This is a genomic window from Amycolatopsis sp. NPDC052450, assembly GCF_044547565.1.
In the GTDB taxonomy this organism is placed as follows: Bacteria; Actinomycetota; Actinomycetes; order Mycobacteriales; family Pseudonocardiaceae; genus Amycolatopsis.
In genome coordinates, this window is sequence record NZ_JBIUAQ010000020.1 from 1 (window position 1) to 16,520 (window position 16,520).

Here is a 16,520-nt window from a genome sequence, read left to right on the forward strand (position 1 = left end):
CCACTCAAAAATCCCACTATCCCCCCCCCCCCCATCACAATTTCCCATTTTATTTTGCGTTTTTGGTTTTTTGTCTGGGTGGGTGTTTTTTTTTAATCATAAAAAAAAAAAAAAAAACCCCCCCCCCCACCACCCTCGAGAACCGCGCATCTAGCCATCAATCAGACATTTCACCGCTCGAAAGTGTCCCTTGTGGACACTCAGGCGCTTGACGCGTGCCTCGATTAGCTCACGACTCCAGAACCGAACAGCGGTTATGCGACTTTGCCGCATCCCTACCCTCAGCGCAGTGAAGGGTTCCTTCACGTACCGAAGTCCCGATCGATGACCGAGGCGCCGCAAGCCCGCCGCATTTAGAGGACTGAATGCGAAGAGCGCCCAGGGGCGCTCAGCCGCCGCACCGCGTTCGCGCAGGCGAGGGACTCCAGCAGCGGAACGGTCCGCTCCCAGCCCAGGCAGGCGTCCGTGATGCTCAGGTCGGGTCGCGGCGGCGCGGACCCGACGTCCTGCCGCCCGTCGGAGAGGTACGACTCGATCATCACGCCGGCCAGCGCGTCGTTGCCCGCCGAGATCTGGTCCGCCAGATCCGCGACGACCACGGGCTGCCGGTTGTGGTCCTTGCCGCTGTTGCCGTGCGAGGCGTCGACGACGAGCCGGTGCGGCAGCCCCGCGGTGGTCAGCGCGTCGAGGGCGTCCGCGACGGCGTGCGCGTGATGGTTGGGTTTCGGGCCGCCGCGCAGGACGAGGTGGGCGTCCGGATTCCCGGCGCTGCGCTGGATCCGCGGGCGTCCGTCGGCCGCGGCGCCGGGGAACACGTGGGGCAGCGCGGCCGCCCGGACCGCGGCGATGGCCGTGTCGAGCCGTCCCGACACGCAGTTCTTCATGCCCATCGGCATCGGCAGCCAGGACGCCAGCTGCCGGTGTGGCTGGCTGGCGACGGTCCGCGCGCCGATCGCGCCCCAGCTGATGGTGTCCGCGAAGTAGGGCGCCAGGAACGGGTCGACGAACTCGTACGCCAGCGGCAGCCCGGTCGCGGCGGCGTCGTCGAGGAACCTCCGTCCGATCCGGACACCGGAGGCGAGATCGCCTTTGCCGTCGAGGCCGGGATCGGGTACGAGGCCGGTCCATCCCGCGATCGTCCGCGGTTTCTCCAGGTAGGCGCGCAGGACCACGACGAGGTCGTCGGCGAACCGGCGGGACGCCTCGGCGAGCCGGTGCGCGTATTCGAGCGCGCCGCCGGTGTCGTGCACGGAACACGGGCCCACGACGACGAGCAGCCGGGAGTCCCGCCTGGCGAGCACGTTCGCGACGGTCTCGCGGTGCCGGACGATCTCCTCGGGCACGAAGCCGGTCGTGACCACCTCGGCCGGACTGGGCAGCTGGTCAAGCATCCGCATGACCTCTCTTCTTGTCGGGGGTGGCCACCCCGGTCCGGGGCAGCCGCGTCGCACCGGCGACCGCCACGACGGCGAGGCCGAGAACACACCAGAAGGCGTCGGCGAAGGCCCCGGCGACGTCCGGGCCGCGCGCGGCCAGCCGGGCCTGCAGCACCACGGCCAGTACCGCGGTGCCGATCGAGCCGCCGAGCGTGTTGAGCAGGTTCAGCGCCCCGGCGGCGCGGGGCAGCCGGGCGGGTTCGACCCGGCGGTAGACGATCGTCATCACCGGCGCGCCGATCAGCGCCGCGCCGAAACCGCGCAGCAGCAGGGAAACCACGATCACCCAGTCCGGGAGACCGGGGCCGAGCTGGGTGAAGGGGGCGGTGCCGAGGGCGACCAGCCCGATCCCGCTCAGCACCAGCGTGCGTGGCGAGATCCGGTCGACGAGCCGGTTCACCAGCACCGATCCGGCCGCCGCGCCGATGCCCTGTGGCACCAGCAGCAGTCCGGTGTCCCATGTGGACAGTCCGGCGCCGCGCTGGAGGTAGAGCGGCAGCAGGAACATCGTGCCGAACACCGACGCGCCGAGCAGCACCAGCGCCAGCGCGGCGACCCCGAACGGCGGCTTCGTGAACAACCGCGGATCCAGCAGGGGCGCTTCGGCCCGGAGACCGTGCCGCACGAACGCCGCGAGCATCACGACGCCCGCCGCGACCGCGATCCCGGCGACCACCGGCGACCCCTGTTCGAACCAGGTGAGCCCGAAGACCAGCACCGCGAGCCCCGGGGAAAGCAGCATCGCGCCCCGGAAATCGAACCGCTCACCCTTGCCGCCGGGTTCGCCGGCCGGGACCCAGCGCCGCGCCAGTACCACGGCCACCACGCCGACCGGGAGGTTGACGTAGAACAGCCACGGCCAGTCGGCGACGGCGAGGATCGTGCCGCTCGCCAGCGGGCCGAGCACCGGTGACAACAGCGGCACGAGTCCGACGACGCTGATCACGCGGCCGATCCGGTCCGGCCCGGCGGCCCGCGCGAGCAGTGCCTGCCCGATCGGCGGCAGCAGGCCGCCCGCGAGTCCTTGCAGGACACGGAAAGCGATGAGCGCGGGCAGCGTCGGCGCCAGCGCGCACAGCAGGGACGCCAGCAGGAACACGACGACGGCGGTGAGCCACACGCGGCGGCCGCCGAAGCGGTCGGCGAGCCAGCCCGACGCCGGCACCGCCGTGACCACGGCCAGCAGGTACGCCGTCGTCACCCATTGGACGCCGGTGACCGGCGCGCCGAACTCGTCGGCGAGGGTGTCGACGCCGACCGAGACGATCGTGCTGTCGAGGGTCGCCATGAACGTGCCGAGCACCAGCACGGCCGCCGTGCGCCACAGCGCGGCGTCGATCGGGCGCGCGGTCACCGTTCGCCCACGAACCGGGCGGCGTCGCCGTCCAGCCAGGTCGGCAGTTCCCGGAGGAAGCCGACGAGATCGCCTGCCAGCGACCGAGCGTCGGCGTCCCGCGCGTAGAGGACGCCTTCCCAGCCGTTCTCGCCGGGAACGATGGTGACGCTCACCGGATGGTGCGTCCGTTCCCGGAACCTCGTCCCGGTGACGGTCAGGCCGGGCGCGGGTTCGCGCAGCTTCGCCGGATCCACCGGGTAGTTCTCGAACACGAGCAGGCTGTCGAACAGCCGCTCGCGTCCGGCGAGCGACGCGAGTTCGGGCAGGCCCATCCGGTGGTGCGCGGCCATCGCCTGTTGCCGTGCCTGCAGGTCGGCGAGGGTCTCGGCGACCGTCCCGGTGAACCGGGCGCGCACCGGGACGCTGTTCGCCAGCAGGCCGATGATCTCTTCGACACCGTCCACATCGGACGTTCGGTTCGAGGTCATCACCCCGAAACTGACGTCGGAGCGCCCGGCGTGGGTCGCGAGAACGGCCGCCCAGGCACCCTGCAACAGCGTGTTGACGGTGAGCCCGAGCGACGAGCCCAGCCTGGTCAGTTCCGCGACCAGCTGACCGTCCACAGTGAACAGCGCGGGCTCGGCGGATCCGCCGGTGCGCGGCAGATGGTCACCTTCGGGCAGGCCGTCGAGTTCCGCCCGCCATGCCCGGACGTCGGCGGAGTGGTCGGCCGCGGCGAGCAGACGGGTGTACCGGGCAGGCGGAACCGGCTCCGGCAACGGCTTTCCCGCGTACAGCGCGAACAACTCGCCGAGGATCCGTGGCGCGGACCAGCCGTCGGACAGCAGATGGTGACTGGTCAGCACGAGGGTCTGGCGGCCCGGTCCGTGCCGGAGCACGGTGACCCGCCACAGCGGACCGTGGGCAAGGTCGAACGGTTCGGCGAGCTCCTCGTCCAGTGCGGCGTCCGATTCGGACACTTCACGGACCCGGAACCCGGCCCGCGGTTGGGCGGGAATCACCTGGACCTCGTGCGACGGCGGGAACACCGCGCCCAGGTTCGGCTGCCGTCGCACCAGCGCGGCCGCCGCCGCCCGGAGTGCCTCGACGTCGAGGTCACCGGACAACGTGAACGCGGCCTGCACCGGATACGGATCCTCTTCCGCCGCGCGGGACTCGCGCAGGATCACCTCCTGCAACGGCGTCAACGGCAGGACCTCGCCGGGGCCCGGCACGTCGGCGGCGAGTGCGTCCAGTTCGCGACGGAAATGCGTACCCAGGACGGCGATCTCGTCTTCGGTGAACAGCGCGGACGGCCAGGTGATGCGGACACCGAGTGTGCCGCCGTCGGGGACCATCGCGTTCACCGTCAGCGCGTACGGCAGCGGCATCTCCGCGCCGCCGCCGGAACCGAGCGGATCGGCGTCCGGCGGCCGCTGCCACAGGGTCTCCTCGACCGGAGCCTCGGGGAATCGGCCGAGATAGTTCCAGGCGATCTCGGGCCGCGGGCCGCCGACGCCGAGGATTCCGTGCCCGAGGCCGTCCCCCGCCGCGCGCAGATGGTCACGTACGGCCCGCAGCGCGTCCGGCAGCGGTCCGGCGGGCGGAGTGATCCGCGCGGGATGCACGGCGGTGAACCAGCCGGCGGTCTGCGCCAGGTCGACCGTTCCCGCGAAGTCCGGCGTGTGCCCCGGCCTCCCGTGACTCTCGACGGCGACGAGCAGATCGGCCCCGGTCCCCCGCCAGGCCGCGACCGCGCGGGCGAGCGCGGTCAGGAGCACGGTGTCCGGGCCGGTGCGATAGGCCGTGGGCAGCGCGGTGAGCACGGCGTGAGTGGTGTCCTCGCCGATGTCGACCCGGTGGTGCCGGGCGGTCGCCACAGTGTCCCGTGCCGGATCGAGCCGGGTGCGGCCGAGCGTGGTCTCCGGCGCGGCGGCGATCCCCCGCCAGTACGGCAATTCGTCCTCTCGATGCGGAGCGGCGGCGCGCAGCGACCGCGCCCAGCCGAGGAACGACTGCCCGCGCCGGTGCAGGGCGTTGCCGTGGAAGGCCTGTTCGACGTCGTCGAGCAGCACGCGCCAGGTCACCGCGTCGGCGACCAGATGGTGCGCCACCAGCAGCAGCCGTCCTGGCCGCTCGTCCCCCGCGTCCACCAGCACCGCCCGGAACAGCGGCCCGGTGCGCGGGTCCATCCGTGTCACGATCTGCTCGATCTGTGCGTCCAGGGCCGCACGCGGATCGCCGGACAGGCGGACGGCGGTGAGCACGTCGGCACCGGTCACGGCGCCGACGTCCGGGACGCGCAACGCGTCCTCGACCAGATGCGCGCGCAGCACGTCGTGGCGGGCGAGGACGGCGTCGAGCACCGACCGCCAGCGAGGGACGTCGTCCGCCGAAGGCACGCAGATCTCGATCCACTGGCAGAAGCCGTCGGCCGCTTTCCCCGCACGCAGCAACAGATCGCGCATGATCGGCGTGAGCGGAGCGTCTCCGACCGCGTGGGCCTCTTCGGCCTGCGCAGGTTCACCACAGCGAGCGGCGATCCCGGCGACCGTGCCACCTTCGAGGACGTCCCGAGCGGTCAGGTTCAGCCCTTCGCGACGGGCGCGGGAAACCACCCGCAACGAGGCGATGCTGTCCCCGCCCGCGTCCAGGAAGCCGTCGTCCAGGCCGACGCCGGGGCCGAGCAGGTCCCGGACCACCCGCAGCAGCACGGCTTCCGCCGGGGTGGCGGGTTCGCGCCCGCCGTCCGACCGGGCTTCCGGCGCGGGCAGCGCGGCCCGGTCCAGCTTGCCGCTGGGACCGAGCGGAAGCCGGTCCAGCGCCACGAACGCGGTCGGCACCATGTACGCGGGCAGCTCCGCGGCGAGGTACTCGCGCAGCGCGGCGGCGTCCGGTTCGGCGCCGTCCACGGGGACGACGTAGGCGACCAGCCGGTCCTCCCGGACGATCACCGCGGCGGCGCGCACGTCGTCGTGCGCGGTCAGCGCGGTCTCGATCTCGCCGAGTTCGATCCGGAACCCGCGCAGTTTGACCTGGTGGTCGGCGCGGCCGAGGAAGACGATCTGCCCGTCCGGCCGCCAGCGGACCAGGTCGCCGGTGCGGTACATCCGCTCCCCCGGTGGCCCGAACGGGTCGGCGACGAACCGTTCCGCGGTCAGCGCGGCCCGGCCGACGTAACCCTGGGCGAGCTTCGGCCCGGCAAGGTACAACTCGCCGGTGACGTTCGTGCCGACCGGGAGCAGCCCGCCGTCGAGCACGTACGCGCGGACCTCCGGATCCGGGCGGCCGATCGGCAGCGGCCCGGGGTCGGCGGGGTCGTAATGCCAGGTGACCGAGTTGATGGTGACCTCGGTCGGTCCGTAGGCGTTGAAGAGCGCCCGCCGGTTCCCCCAGCGCCGCGCCAGCTCCGGGTCGAGCCGTTCGGCGCCGACGACGAAGAACACGTCCGGGTCGACGGTGGCGTCGTCGGGCATCGCGGAGAGGAACGAAGGCAGCAGGTTGAGCCCGGTGACGCGGTGTTCGGCGGCGTAGGCCAGCAGGTCGTCGCCGGAGACCCGCACCTCCTCCGGCGCGATCACCGAGGTGCCGCCGGACAGCAGCGGCAGCATGAACTGCCAGAAGGCGACGTCGAAACTCGTCGAGGCGAAATGCAGGTACCGTTCGGCGGTCCCGATCCCGACGATGTCCTCCTGCAGCGCGATCAGGCTCGGGACACCGCGATGCGGCACCGCCACACCCTTCGGCTTGCCAGTGGTGCCGGAGGTGTAGATGACGTAGGCGAGCGCGTCTTCGCTGAACCGGACAGCCGGATCCGTGTCCTCAGTGGACAGCTCGTCCGGGCTCACGACAGGAAGACCCTCGACGTCCGAAGTGGACACGACGGCGGCGGGCCTGATGTCGTCGAGCATGTACGCGAGCCGGTCGGCCGGGTAGTCCGGATCCATCGGCACGTGTACCGCGCCCGCCTTGATCACACCGAACAACGCGACCACCAGGTCGACGTCGCGGCGCAGCAGGACCGCGACCGGATCCTGCGGTTTCACTCCGGCGTCGATCAGCGTGTTCGCGAGCCGGTTGGCGCGACGGTCCAATTCGGCGTAGGTCAGGCTCCGGTCACGGCACACGACGGCTTCGGCGTCGGGAGTCTCCCGGACCCAGCGGCCGAACTCCTCCAGCATGCCGCCGCGTTCGCGCTTCGGTTCCGGGCCTTCGCCGAGACGCAGCATCGCGCGTTCTTCGCCGGCGTCGAGTGCGCGCAGCCGGGCGACCGGCCTGGACGGATCGGTGACGATCTCGGTCAGGACGGCACGCAGCCAGCGGCCGTAGGACTCGGCCTCGTCGCGGGTGAAAGCCTCGGGCTGATAGCCGAGGCCGACGGTGAACTCGTCGCCGGGCAGCACGATCACCGTGAGTGGGTAGTGCGTGGCGTCGGTGATGTCGACCCCGGCGAGGTCCAGCCCGGGTGCCAGGGTGGTGCGGGCGCGGCTGGAGAGCGGGAAGTTCTCCATCACCAGCATCGTGTCGAACAGGTCGCCGACGCCGGCGGCGCGCTGGATGTCCGGCAGCCCGGCGTGATGGTGATCGGTGAGCCGGACGCTTTCGGTGTGCACACGCTCCAGCACGGTGGCCGCGGTGTCGGCGGCGTCGAACCGCACGCGCACCGGGATCGTGCTGCCGAGCTGCCCGATCATGCGCTCGACGCCGGGAACGTCGGCCGGGCGACCGGAGACCGGGCAGCCGAAGACGACGTCGCGGCGGCCGGTCAGCCTGGCGAGCAGCACACCCCAGGCGGTCTGGAACACCGTCGTCGGGGTGATCCCGCGTTCGCGGGCGAAGGCGCGCAGCCGCTCGCTGAGCTCCCCGCCCAGTTCGACGGTGACGCGATCCGGACGCTCCACAGTGGACTCGACACTCGCCGGGGCGAGCCGGGTTCCCTCGTCGAGCCCGGCCAGCGCCTCGCGCCAGGCCTCCAGTGCCGCGGCCGGATCGCGTTCTCCGAGCACCCGGTGGTACTCCGAAAGCGGCGGCGCGACCGGGGCGGCCGGGCCGCCGCCGAGTTCGGCGTAGGTGGCCAGCAGCGTGCGGCCGACCAGCGGCATCGACCAGCCGTCGAGCAGCGCGTGATGGTTGGTGAGCACCAGTCGGTGCTCGTCCGGGGCGAGGGTCAGCAGCAGGAACCGGATCAGCGGCGGGGTCGCCGGGTCGAACGGCCGCGCGAGTTCGGCGCGACACTCGGTTTCGACCTGCTCCGGTGAGACCTGCGCGAACCGCCAGTCCAGGGTGACCTCGGCGGGCACGACCTGGACGACCTCGCCCGCGTCGGTGGTGTGCAGGTGGACGCGCAACGCGGGATGCCGTCGCAGTACCTCCGCCGCGGCCTCCCGCATGCGGCCGGCGTCGAGCGCGCCGCTGAGCAGGGTGACGGCCTGCACGACGTAGACGTCGGTGTCTTCGGTGCCACGCGCCAGGGTGTGGAACGAAAGCCCGGTCTGCAACGGGGTCGCGGGCAGCACGTCCTCGACCCGGCCCAGGCGTTCGAGCGTGTCGATGTCGGCCTGGTCGAGGCCGACCAGCGGCAGATCCGACGGCGTGAGCCCACCGCCGTCCGGACCGATCAGCGCCGCGTGCGCGGCCAGGGCTTCCAGCGCGTTCGACCAGGCTTCCTGAAGCGCCGCAACGCTTTCCTCCGGCAGAACCTCGCCTGCCGCGGTCCACTCGACGGCGAGCCGGGGACGGCCGTCCTCACGGACGAAGCAGTTCAGCGCCAGCACCTGTTCCAGCGATTTGGCGTCCGGTTCGGTGACCGCGAACGGGTCCTCCTCCGGCAGCCGCCAACCGGCGCCGGGCAGCGCCGCGAACCGGCCGAGGTAGTTCAGGACGACGTCCGGCGGTGGGACGACGGCGAGTTCGTCCCGGGTCAGCGGGTCGAGGTAGCGCAGGACACCGAAACCGACGCCGTTGTCCGGGACGGCGCGTTTGGCCTCCTTGGCGGCCCGCAGCAGCTTTCCCGCCGCGTCGCCGCCCGCGAGCGCGCTGTCGAAGTCCGCGGTCGCCGCCATCGCGCCGACGGGTACCCGCAACGGATGCTCGGCGGTGAACCAGCCGACGGTGCGCGACAGGTCCATCCCGTCTTGATCCCGGCCGTGTCCTTCGAGGGACACGGTTTCCGCCTCGACCGGTGCACCCCGCCACGCTCGAAGGGCGAGCACCAGCGCGGCGAGCAGGACGTCGTCCGGTCCGGCGCGGTAGGCCGAGGGCAAACCGTTGAGCACCGCGTCGGTCTGCTCCGGCGAGGCGAGGGTGACCGAACGCCGCGCGGTCGTGACCGTGTCCACGGCCCGGTCGAGCGGCCGGTCGCCGAGACGCGGGCCGTCGAGCGCGCCCCGCCAGTGCTCGAGTTCGTCGCGCCGGGCACCGGAAGTCCCTTGCTCGGCAAGGTGAAGCGCGTGCCGACGCCAAGACGTCCCGACCGGGTCGAGCGGTTCACCGGCGCACGCGGCGCGCAGATCCGGCAGGAGGACCCGCCAGGAGACGCCGTCGATCGCCAGGTGATGGATCACGATGACGAGGTGATCCGGCAGCAACGCGACCTTCAGCACGCCCGTTCGGAGATCAAGGGACTCGGCCAGTTCCGCCGCGACCTCGGCCGGTTCACCGGTCGTCTCGACGACCACGTCGGACGCCTTCACCACGCCGCGTTCCCGGACCCGCAATTCGTCATCTACTTGCAGCCGGAGGACGTCATGGTGGTCAAGGAGCGTTTGCACGCCTTCGATCAGCAGGCCGGGCGGAAGGTCCTCGTCGAGCCGGATCGCGGTCCATTGCGTGTATCCGGCGACGGTCGTGACGTCCGGATGCGGGTCGAGCAGGGCGCGGACGATCGGCGGGGCGGGCACCTCACCGACGGGCTCGTCCGGTGGTGCGGCCGGGCCGCCGATCTCCGCGCTCGCCGCGGCCAGCGCCTCGAAGCTGCGGCGGGCGAGCAGATCGCGCGGCCGCAGGTCGAGCCCGTGCGCGCGCAGCCTGCTGCTGACGCTGATCGCGGTGATGCTATCGCCGCCCAGTGCGAAGAAGTCGTCGTCTACCGCGACCTCTTCGACGCCGATCACCTCGGCGATGGTGGCGCACAGCAGCCGTTCGCGTTCGGTGGCCGCGGTCCGGCCCGCCGCCGCGCGCGGGGCGGGCAGCGCGGCCCGGTCGATCTTCCCGTTGGAGGTCAACGGAAGCGTGTCGAGCACGACCACCGCGGCGGGCACGAGATGCTCGGGCACCCGCCCGGCGAGCTCGGCGCGGACCTCGTCCGGGACGACCTGCCCGACGACGTACCCGACGAGCCTCGGCCCACGCACGGCGGCCGCCGCCGCGCGCACTCCCGGTACGGCGGCCAGCGCGGCCTCGACCTCGCCGAGTTCGACGCGGTGGCCGCGCACCTTGACCTGGCCGTCGCGGCGGCCCAGGTACTCCAGCCCGCGACCGGGCACCCAGCGGACGAGGTCTCCGGTGCGGTACATCCGGTCGCCGGGCGCACCGAACGGATCGGCGACGAACCGTTCGGCGGTCGCTCCGGGGCGGCCGAGATAGCCGCGCGCCAGATGCGGTCCGGCGAGGTACAGCTCGCCCGGTGAGCCCGCGGGCGCGGGACGCAGCGCGGCGTCGAGCACCCGCACCGCCGTGCCGGGTACCGCGGTCCCGATCGTCGGTTCCCCGCTGTCCAACCAGGATCCGGCACCGTCCACAGTGGCCTCGGTCGGACCGTACATGTTGCGGGCGCGGACACCCGACTCCACGACCCGGTGCCACAGCGCGGGCGGAGTGGCCTCGCCGCCGAGGACGAGCAGCGCGGGCGGGTGCGGGCCGTCGAGCAGTCCGGCGTCGACGAGCGGCGCGGCCATCGACGGTGTGGTGTCGACGATGTCGATCCGGTCGCGGGCGAACGCGGCCAGCAGTTCGTCGGCGTCACGGGCGATGTCGGTGCCGTAGACGTGGAGTTCGTGCCCGAACAGCAGCCACATCAGCTGGTCGAGCGCGGAGTCGAAGGCGAACGAGTAGGTGTGCGCGACCCGGAGCCGCCTGCCCGCGGCGCGTTCGGTCTCGGCGACCGTGGTCGCGCGGTGATGACGCAGCAGCGTCGCCAGTCCGCCGACCCGGCCGAGGACGCCCTTGGGGCGCCCGGTCGAGCCGGAGGTGAAGATGACGTACGCGAGATGGTCCGGATGGCGCGGAACATCCAGTGGCGAAGAGTCCAGTGTGGACAGATCAGGTTCGCCGAGCAGCAGATGCGGTCCGGGCACGATTTCCGCGTCAAGCGCGATCGTGAGCACCGCACCGGCTTCGGCGGCGAGCTCACGCAACCGCTCGACGGGATGGGCGAGATCCAGCGGCAGGAACGCGGCCCCCGCGTCGAGCACCGCCAGCAGGGCGACGACGAGGTCCGCGGATCGCGGCAGGGCCAGCGCGACGACGTCGTCGGGCCCGGCACCGCGAGCCCGCAAGGCCCGGGCGAGCCGGTGCACACGCGTGACGAGTTCGCCCGCGGTCAGCCGTTCGCCGCCGAAGACCAGAGCGGTCTGTTCGGGATCGAGCCGGTCCAGAAGTTCAGGTACGCCAAGCAGTTCGCCGTCCGGCGCGGGTGTCGTCCACGTCTCCAGCAACGCGTCCCGCTCCCCCGGCGGAACGAGGTCGGCGCCGCCGACGGCCGGGCCGTCCGGTTCGGTCAGCGCGGTGATCAAGCAGCGCAGCGCGGTCAGTTTGGCGTCGACGGCGGCCTGGTCGTGGGTCCGCGCGTCGACCTCGAAGCCGAGCAGCAGCCCGCCATCCGAGGTCGGGAGAACCGACAGGCCCATGTCCTCCGGCGGTCCACCGGCGACGTTGCGCATGGTGCCGTGGGAGCCGGCGAAGTCGAGCTTCAGGTCGAACGCCTTGAGGTTGATGCCGCGGCCGTGCAGCAGTGCACCGGCACCGGGCACCGCCAGGTCCTGCGGCAGGTCCTCGCCGCGATACCGCTGGTGCGTGCGCATCTCCTTCAGCGCGCCCGCGACCCGCGCGGTCAGTTCGGCCGCCGAATCCTCCGGAAGCACCGTGACCCGCAGCGGCAGCACGTTGACCGCCATCGCCGGGGTCCGCAGTGCCGCGCCTTCGCGGCACATCAACGGCATCGCGAACACGACGTCGGTCCAGCCGAGCACACGGTGCAGGAAGGCCGCGTAGCAGGCGATCAGCGCGTCGCCCCACGTCGTCCCGGCGCGTTTGCCCAGCTCTCGCAACCGGGCCAGGTCGGAAGCGGGCAACACCGAACGGGCGGTCACCGTGCTTTCGGGCGGCCCCGACGCGCCACTGCCGTCGTCGATATCCGGCAACGGCGTGAAGCGCTCGCGCCAGTACTCCCGGTCCTGCTGGAAGCGTTCACTGGTGCGGTAGTCACGAGCGGCCTCGACGAGATCGGCGAACCGCGCGAACGTCGAGGGCGGCACGTCCTTGTCCAGGACCGAAGCGGTGTAGCGAGCGGCCGTCCGGCGCGCGAGCATCGCCGCGGTGTAGCCGTCGAACACGAGGTGGTGCCCAAGCTGGGTGAACCACACGTGCGATTCGGAAAGCCGCAGCACGAGATGGGCGAACAGCGGCCGGTCCACCATGTCACGGCACGCCTCGGCGACCCGGCGACGTTCGGTCTCGACCCGTGCGTGCGCCGCGGCCACCGGATCGGCCTCGCCGCGCAGGTCCACCACCTCGGGCGACGGCACCGCGTCGTCCGAGACCACCTGACGTGGGCCGTCCGCCGTCTCGAAGACGCGCAGCCGCAGGCTGTCGGCTTCCTCCGCGGTCGCGCGGATCGCCTCGGTCAGCGCGTCGACGTCGACCGGCTGGTCCCCGGCGATCTCGATCACGTCGCCGACGACGTAGTACGGCGAATCGGGCTCCAGTCGCTGCGCGGTCCAGATGCCCAGCTGGGCACCAGTCAGGTTCAGCATGAGGGCACCACCATCGGGGTTCCGGTCACCGGGTCGGGCACGACGACGCTGGGGAGATCGAAGACCTCCTTCATCAGCTCGGCGTCGACGATGTCGGCCGGCGCGCCTTCCGCGACGATCCGGCCGTCGCGCAACGCGACGAGGTGATCGGCGTACCGGCAGGCCTGGTTGATGTCGTGCAGGACGGCGATCACCGTGCGGCCTTCGTCGCGCAGCCGCGCCAGCAACCCCAGCAGCTGGTACTGGTGCGCGATGTCGAGGAACGAGGTCGGTTCGTCGAGCAGCAGGTACGGCGTCTTCTGCGCCAGCACCAGCGCCACCCACACGCGCTGCCGCTGTCCACCCGAGAGTTCCTGCACCGGCCGATCGGCCAGCCCCGCCACGCCTGCCGCGGTCATCGCGTCGAGCACCGCGCGTTCGTCCTCTTCGGACCACGACGCGAACAGCGACTGGTGCGGGAATCGTCCGCGCGCGATCAGCTGCCGGACACGGACATCCTCCGGCGCGACCGGATCCTGCGGCAGGAAACCGAGTTCCCGCGCCAAACCCTTGCCGTGGAAGGAACCGACGTCCTTGCCGTCCAGCAGGATCTCGCCTTCGGCCGGGCGCAGCAGCCGGACGAACGCGCGCAGCAAGGTCGACTTGCCGCAGGCGTTCGGTCCGACGACCGCGGTGAACGCGTGGTCGGGCACGTCGAGGCTCAGCCGGGTCGACACGACCCGGTCGCCGTAGCGGAGGGTCAGTTCCCGAGCGGTCAAGCGGGCACTCATGTGCGCCGCACCTCCTTGGTGAGCAGCCAGATCAGGTAGCCGCCGCCGATCACGGTGCTGATCACACCGACCGGCAGCGCTTCCGGCGCGAGTAACATCTGGGCGGCCAAATCAGCGGCGGTCAGCAGCACCGCACCGGTGAGGGCGGCGGGCAGCAGGCCGATACCGGGTGTGCGGGCCAGCCGCCGCCCGATCTGCGGGGCCGCCAGCGCGATGAACGCGATCGGCCCGGCGACGGCGGTGACCGTGGCCGTGCAGCCGACCCCGATCAGCACCAGTACCAACCGCAGCCGGTCCCACCGGACGCCCGTGGTGACCGCCAGCGCGCCGCCGAGCCCTGCCTGGTGCATCGCCGGCGCCCTGGTGAACAGCACGACGAACAGCACCGCGAGCACGCCGAACGGGATGGCGACGTCGTCCCAGCCGACCCCGTTGAGGGAACCGGCGTTCCAGCCGACGGCCGCGATCGCGATCTCGAGTTCCGCGCGCAGCACGATCCACGAGTTGAACGCCATCAGCATCGCGTTGATCGCGATGCCGATCACGATCAGCCGCAGCCCGGACAGTCCGCCGCCGAGCGACAACGCGTACACGATCGCCGCCGTGACCACACCGCCGAGCACCGAACCGATCGTGAGCTGTGTCGAGGTCCCCGACAGCACGGTGATCGCGAACAGCGCGCCGGTGTAGGCGCCGGCGTCGAGGCCGATCACGTCCGGGCTGCCGAGCGGATTGCGGGTGAGGCTCTGGAAGATCGCGCCCGCCAGCCCGAGCGCGGCGCCGAACACCAGCCCGGCCAGAACCCGGGGCAGGCGCCATTCCCGGATGACCACCCCGGGGCCACCACCGGAACCGGTGAGCGCGGCGAACACGCGGGCGGGACTCGCCCACGCCGCGCCGTAGCAGAGGCCGAGCAGTGTCAGCCCGGCGATGACCACGATCATCGCCACGAGGAACCAGAGGGTGCGGCGTTCGATCCGGGCGGAGAACCGCCCGCGCCGCAGGACTAATGCGGTGTTCACAGCGGCGCCGCCCCGTATTTGCGGACGGCCCAGATCAGCACCGGGCCGCCGATGAACGCGGTCACGATGGCGACCGGTACCTCACCGGTCGGCAGCAGGACCCTGGATCCGACGTCCGCGACCAGCATCAGGACCGGGCCGAGCAGTGCGGCGAACGCGATCAGCCAGGGGATCGACGCGCCCGCCACCCGCCGGGCCAGATGCGGCACGATCAGCCCGACGAACAGGATCGGCCCGGCCAGCGCCGTGGCCGCGCCCGCCATCAGCGTGATCAGCAGCAGCGTGATCATCCGGACCCTGGCGACGTTCGCGCCGAGCGTGTGCGCGACCGTCTCGCCGAGCGCGATGGCGTTCAGCTGACGGCTCACCGCGAACGCGCCCAGCAGGGACAGCCCGATGACGATCAGCGGCACCGTGGTCGGCGCCTGTTCGCGGCCTGCCAGCGAACCCACCGACCAGAACCGGTAGACGTCGAAGGTTTCCGGGAACAACAGGCGAAGGCCAAGGGTGAGGCCCAGCAGCACGGCACTCAGCGCGGTCCCGGCGAGCACCAGTCGCAACGGCGACCGGCTGCCGACCGCGTACACCAGCGCCGAGGCGCCGAACGCGCCCACCACCGCCAGGCCCAGTTCGACGGGCGCCGAAGCGGCGAGGCCCAACGACGAACCCACCGCGATGGCGAACCCCGCCCCCGCGGTCACGCCGAGCACGCCGGGTTCGGCCAAAGCGTTGCGGGACAACGCCTGCACGAGCACGCCGCCGACAGCGAGGGCCGCGCCGACGCCGACGGCGAGCACCGCCCTCGGCATCCGGATGTCCAGGACGATCGCCCGGTCACTCGGGTTCCCGTCGCCGAGCAGGGCGCGCACGACCTCGCCGGGGGCGATGGCGTGCGCGCCGATGCCGACGCTCAGCACGGCGACCACGACGAGCCCGAGCAGTGCGGCGCCGAGCAGCGCGGACCGCCCGGTGGTGGTCACTTCTTGAGCAGCGGCGCGAACGCCTGGTCGACGGCGTCCAAAGTGGACGTCGCGGCCCGGTAGGTGGCGGCCTCGGTGTAACGGAACGCGTAGACCTTGCCCGCCTTCACCGCGGGGAGTTCCTTCCACAGCGGCGAGTCGAGGACGTACTTGACCGGCGCCGGCACGGAACCGTCCGGGCCGACCGAGTAGCTGATCGCGTCGGCCTCGGCGAACGCCGTCGGCAGCTCTTCGATCGACGGGTATTCGCTGACGTCCTTGGAGCCGCCGCCCTTGACCTTGACCTGGCCGTAGTAGGTGGCGCCGATGTCCTGTGCGGCGTTGGTGCCCCACGAACCGTTGAACTCGCGCTGGAAGTTGCCCTTGGCGACCTCGCCGTACGCGCCGACGTGACCCAGCTTCAGCTGCGGCAGCACGGCCTTGTACTTCTCGGCCAGTCCCTTGGCCTTGGCCTCGTACGCGGCCTTGACGGCGTCGAACCCGGCGGCCGCACCCGCGGCGTCGGCCTGCTTACGGGACAGCTCACGCCACATCGACGGCACCGACGGGCCGATCGCCACGACCGGGGCGATCGCTTCGAGTCGCTTGACGTCGATGTCGGCGAGCACCGGCTTCGGCACCCCGATGACGATGAGGTCGGGATCGGCCTGCGCGATCGCTTCGTAGTTCGTCTCCGCCGCCGTCTCGCCGGCGACCTTCGCCAGTTCGTCGTACTTCTTGCGCTCCTGCTCGTTGAACAGCGGGACACCGCGCTTCCAGCTGGACACTCCGACCAGCGGCGCGCCCGCTTCGAGCAGCGCGGGCACGGCGTAACCGGTGGCGATGACCCGCTTCGGCGAGACCGGGATGGTGATCTGGCCGTTGTCGGCCGCGAACACCCGCGTCTGGCCGCCGTCGGCCGCCTTGCCGTCTTCGCCGGAACCGCAGGCGGCGGCCGCGGTCGCGACCGTCAACGCGAGCGCGATCGCTCCGGCAAAGCGGCGGGTTCTGGTGGTGCGCATGAGA

General features: G+C 71.8%; 7 protein-coding genes. All 7 read right to left on the reverse strand.

Annotated features, from left to right (window positions below):
• Positions 1-353: 353 nt before the first annotated feature.
• Genes ACIHAO_RS27885 through ACIHAO_RS27915 form a run of 7 tightly spaced genes read right to left on the reverse strand, consistent with a single transcriptional unit; the run spans position 354 to position 16,516 of the window.
• Entirely contained in the window at positions 354-1,397 is a 1,044-nt protein-coding gene (locus ACIHAO_RS27885; protein ID WP_396562660.1) for a 3-deoxy-7-phosphoheptulonate synthase, read from the reverse strand.
• Complete coding sequence (locus tag ACIHAO_RS27890) at positions 1,384-2,790, reverse strand: DHA2 family efflux MFS transporter permease subunit (protein ID WP_396562662.1); 1,407 nt, start codon at positions 2,788-2,790, stop codon at positions 1,384-1,386. The genes ACIHAO_RS27885 and ACIHAO_RS27890 overlap by 14 nt, the downstream gene beginning before the upstream one ends.
• On the reverse strand, positions 2,787-12,743 hold the full coding sequence (locus tag ACIHAO_RS27895) for an amino acid adenylation domain-containing protein (RefSeq protein WP_396562664.1): 9,957 nt from the start codon (positions 12,741-12,743) through the stop codon (positions 2,787-2,789). The genes ACIHAO_RS27890 and ACIHAO_RS27895 overlap by 4 nt, the downstream gene beginning before the upstream one ends.
• The gene (locus ACIHAO_RS27900) at positions 12,737-13,513 is read right to left on the reverse strand and encodes an ABC transporter ATP-binding protein (RefSeq protein WP_396562667.1); all 777 of its coding nucleotides are present in this window, start codon (positions 13,511-13,513) and stop codon (positions 12,737-12,739) included. Before ACIHAO_RS27900 ends, ACIHAO_RS27895 begins: the two co-directional genes overlap by 7 nt.
• A complete protein-coding gene (locus ACIHAO_RS27905) occupies positions 13,510-14,535 on the reverse strand; it encodes a FecCD family ABC transporter permease (protein ID WP_396562669.1) in 1,026 nt (341 codons plus the stop codon). The genes ACIHAO_RS27900 and ACIHAO_RS27905 overlap by 4 nt, the downstream gene beginning before the upstream one ends.
• A complete protein-coding gene (locus ACIHAO_RS27910) occupies positions 14,532-15,515 on the reverse strand; it encodes a FecCD family ABC transporter permease (RefSeq protein WP_396562671.1) in 984 nt (327 codons plus the stop codon). The genes ACIHAO_RS27905 and ACIHAO_RS27910 overlap by 4 nt, the downstream gene beginning before the upstream one ends.
• A complete protein-coding gene (locus tag ACIHAO_RS27915; protein ID WP_396562673.1) occupies positions 15,512-16,516 on the reverse strand; it encodes an ABC transporter substrate-binding protein in 1,005 nt (334 codons plus the stop codon). The genes ACIHAO_RS27910 and ACIHAO_RS27915 overlap by 4 nt, the downstream gene beginning before the upstream one ends.
• Between the last annotated feature and the right edge of the window lie 4 nt (positions 16,517-16,520).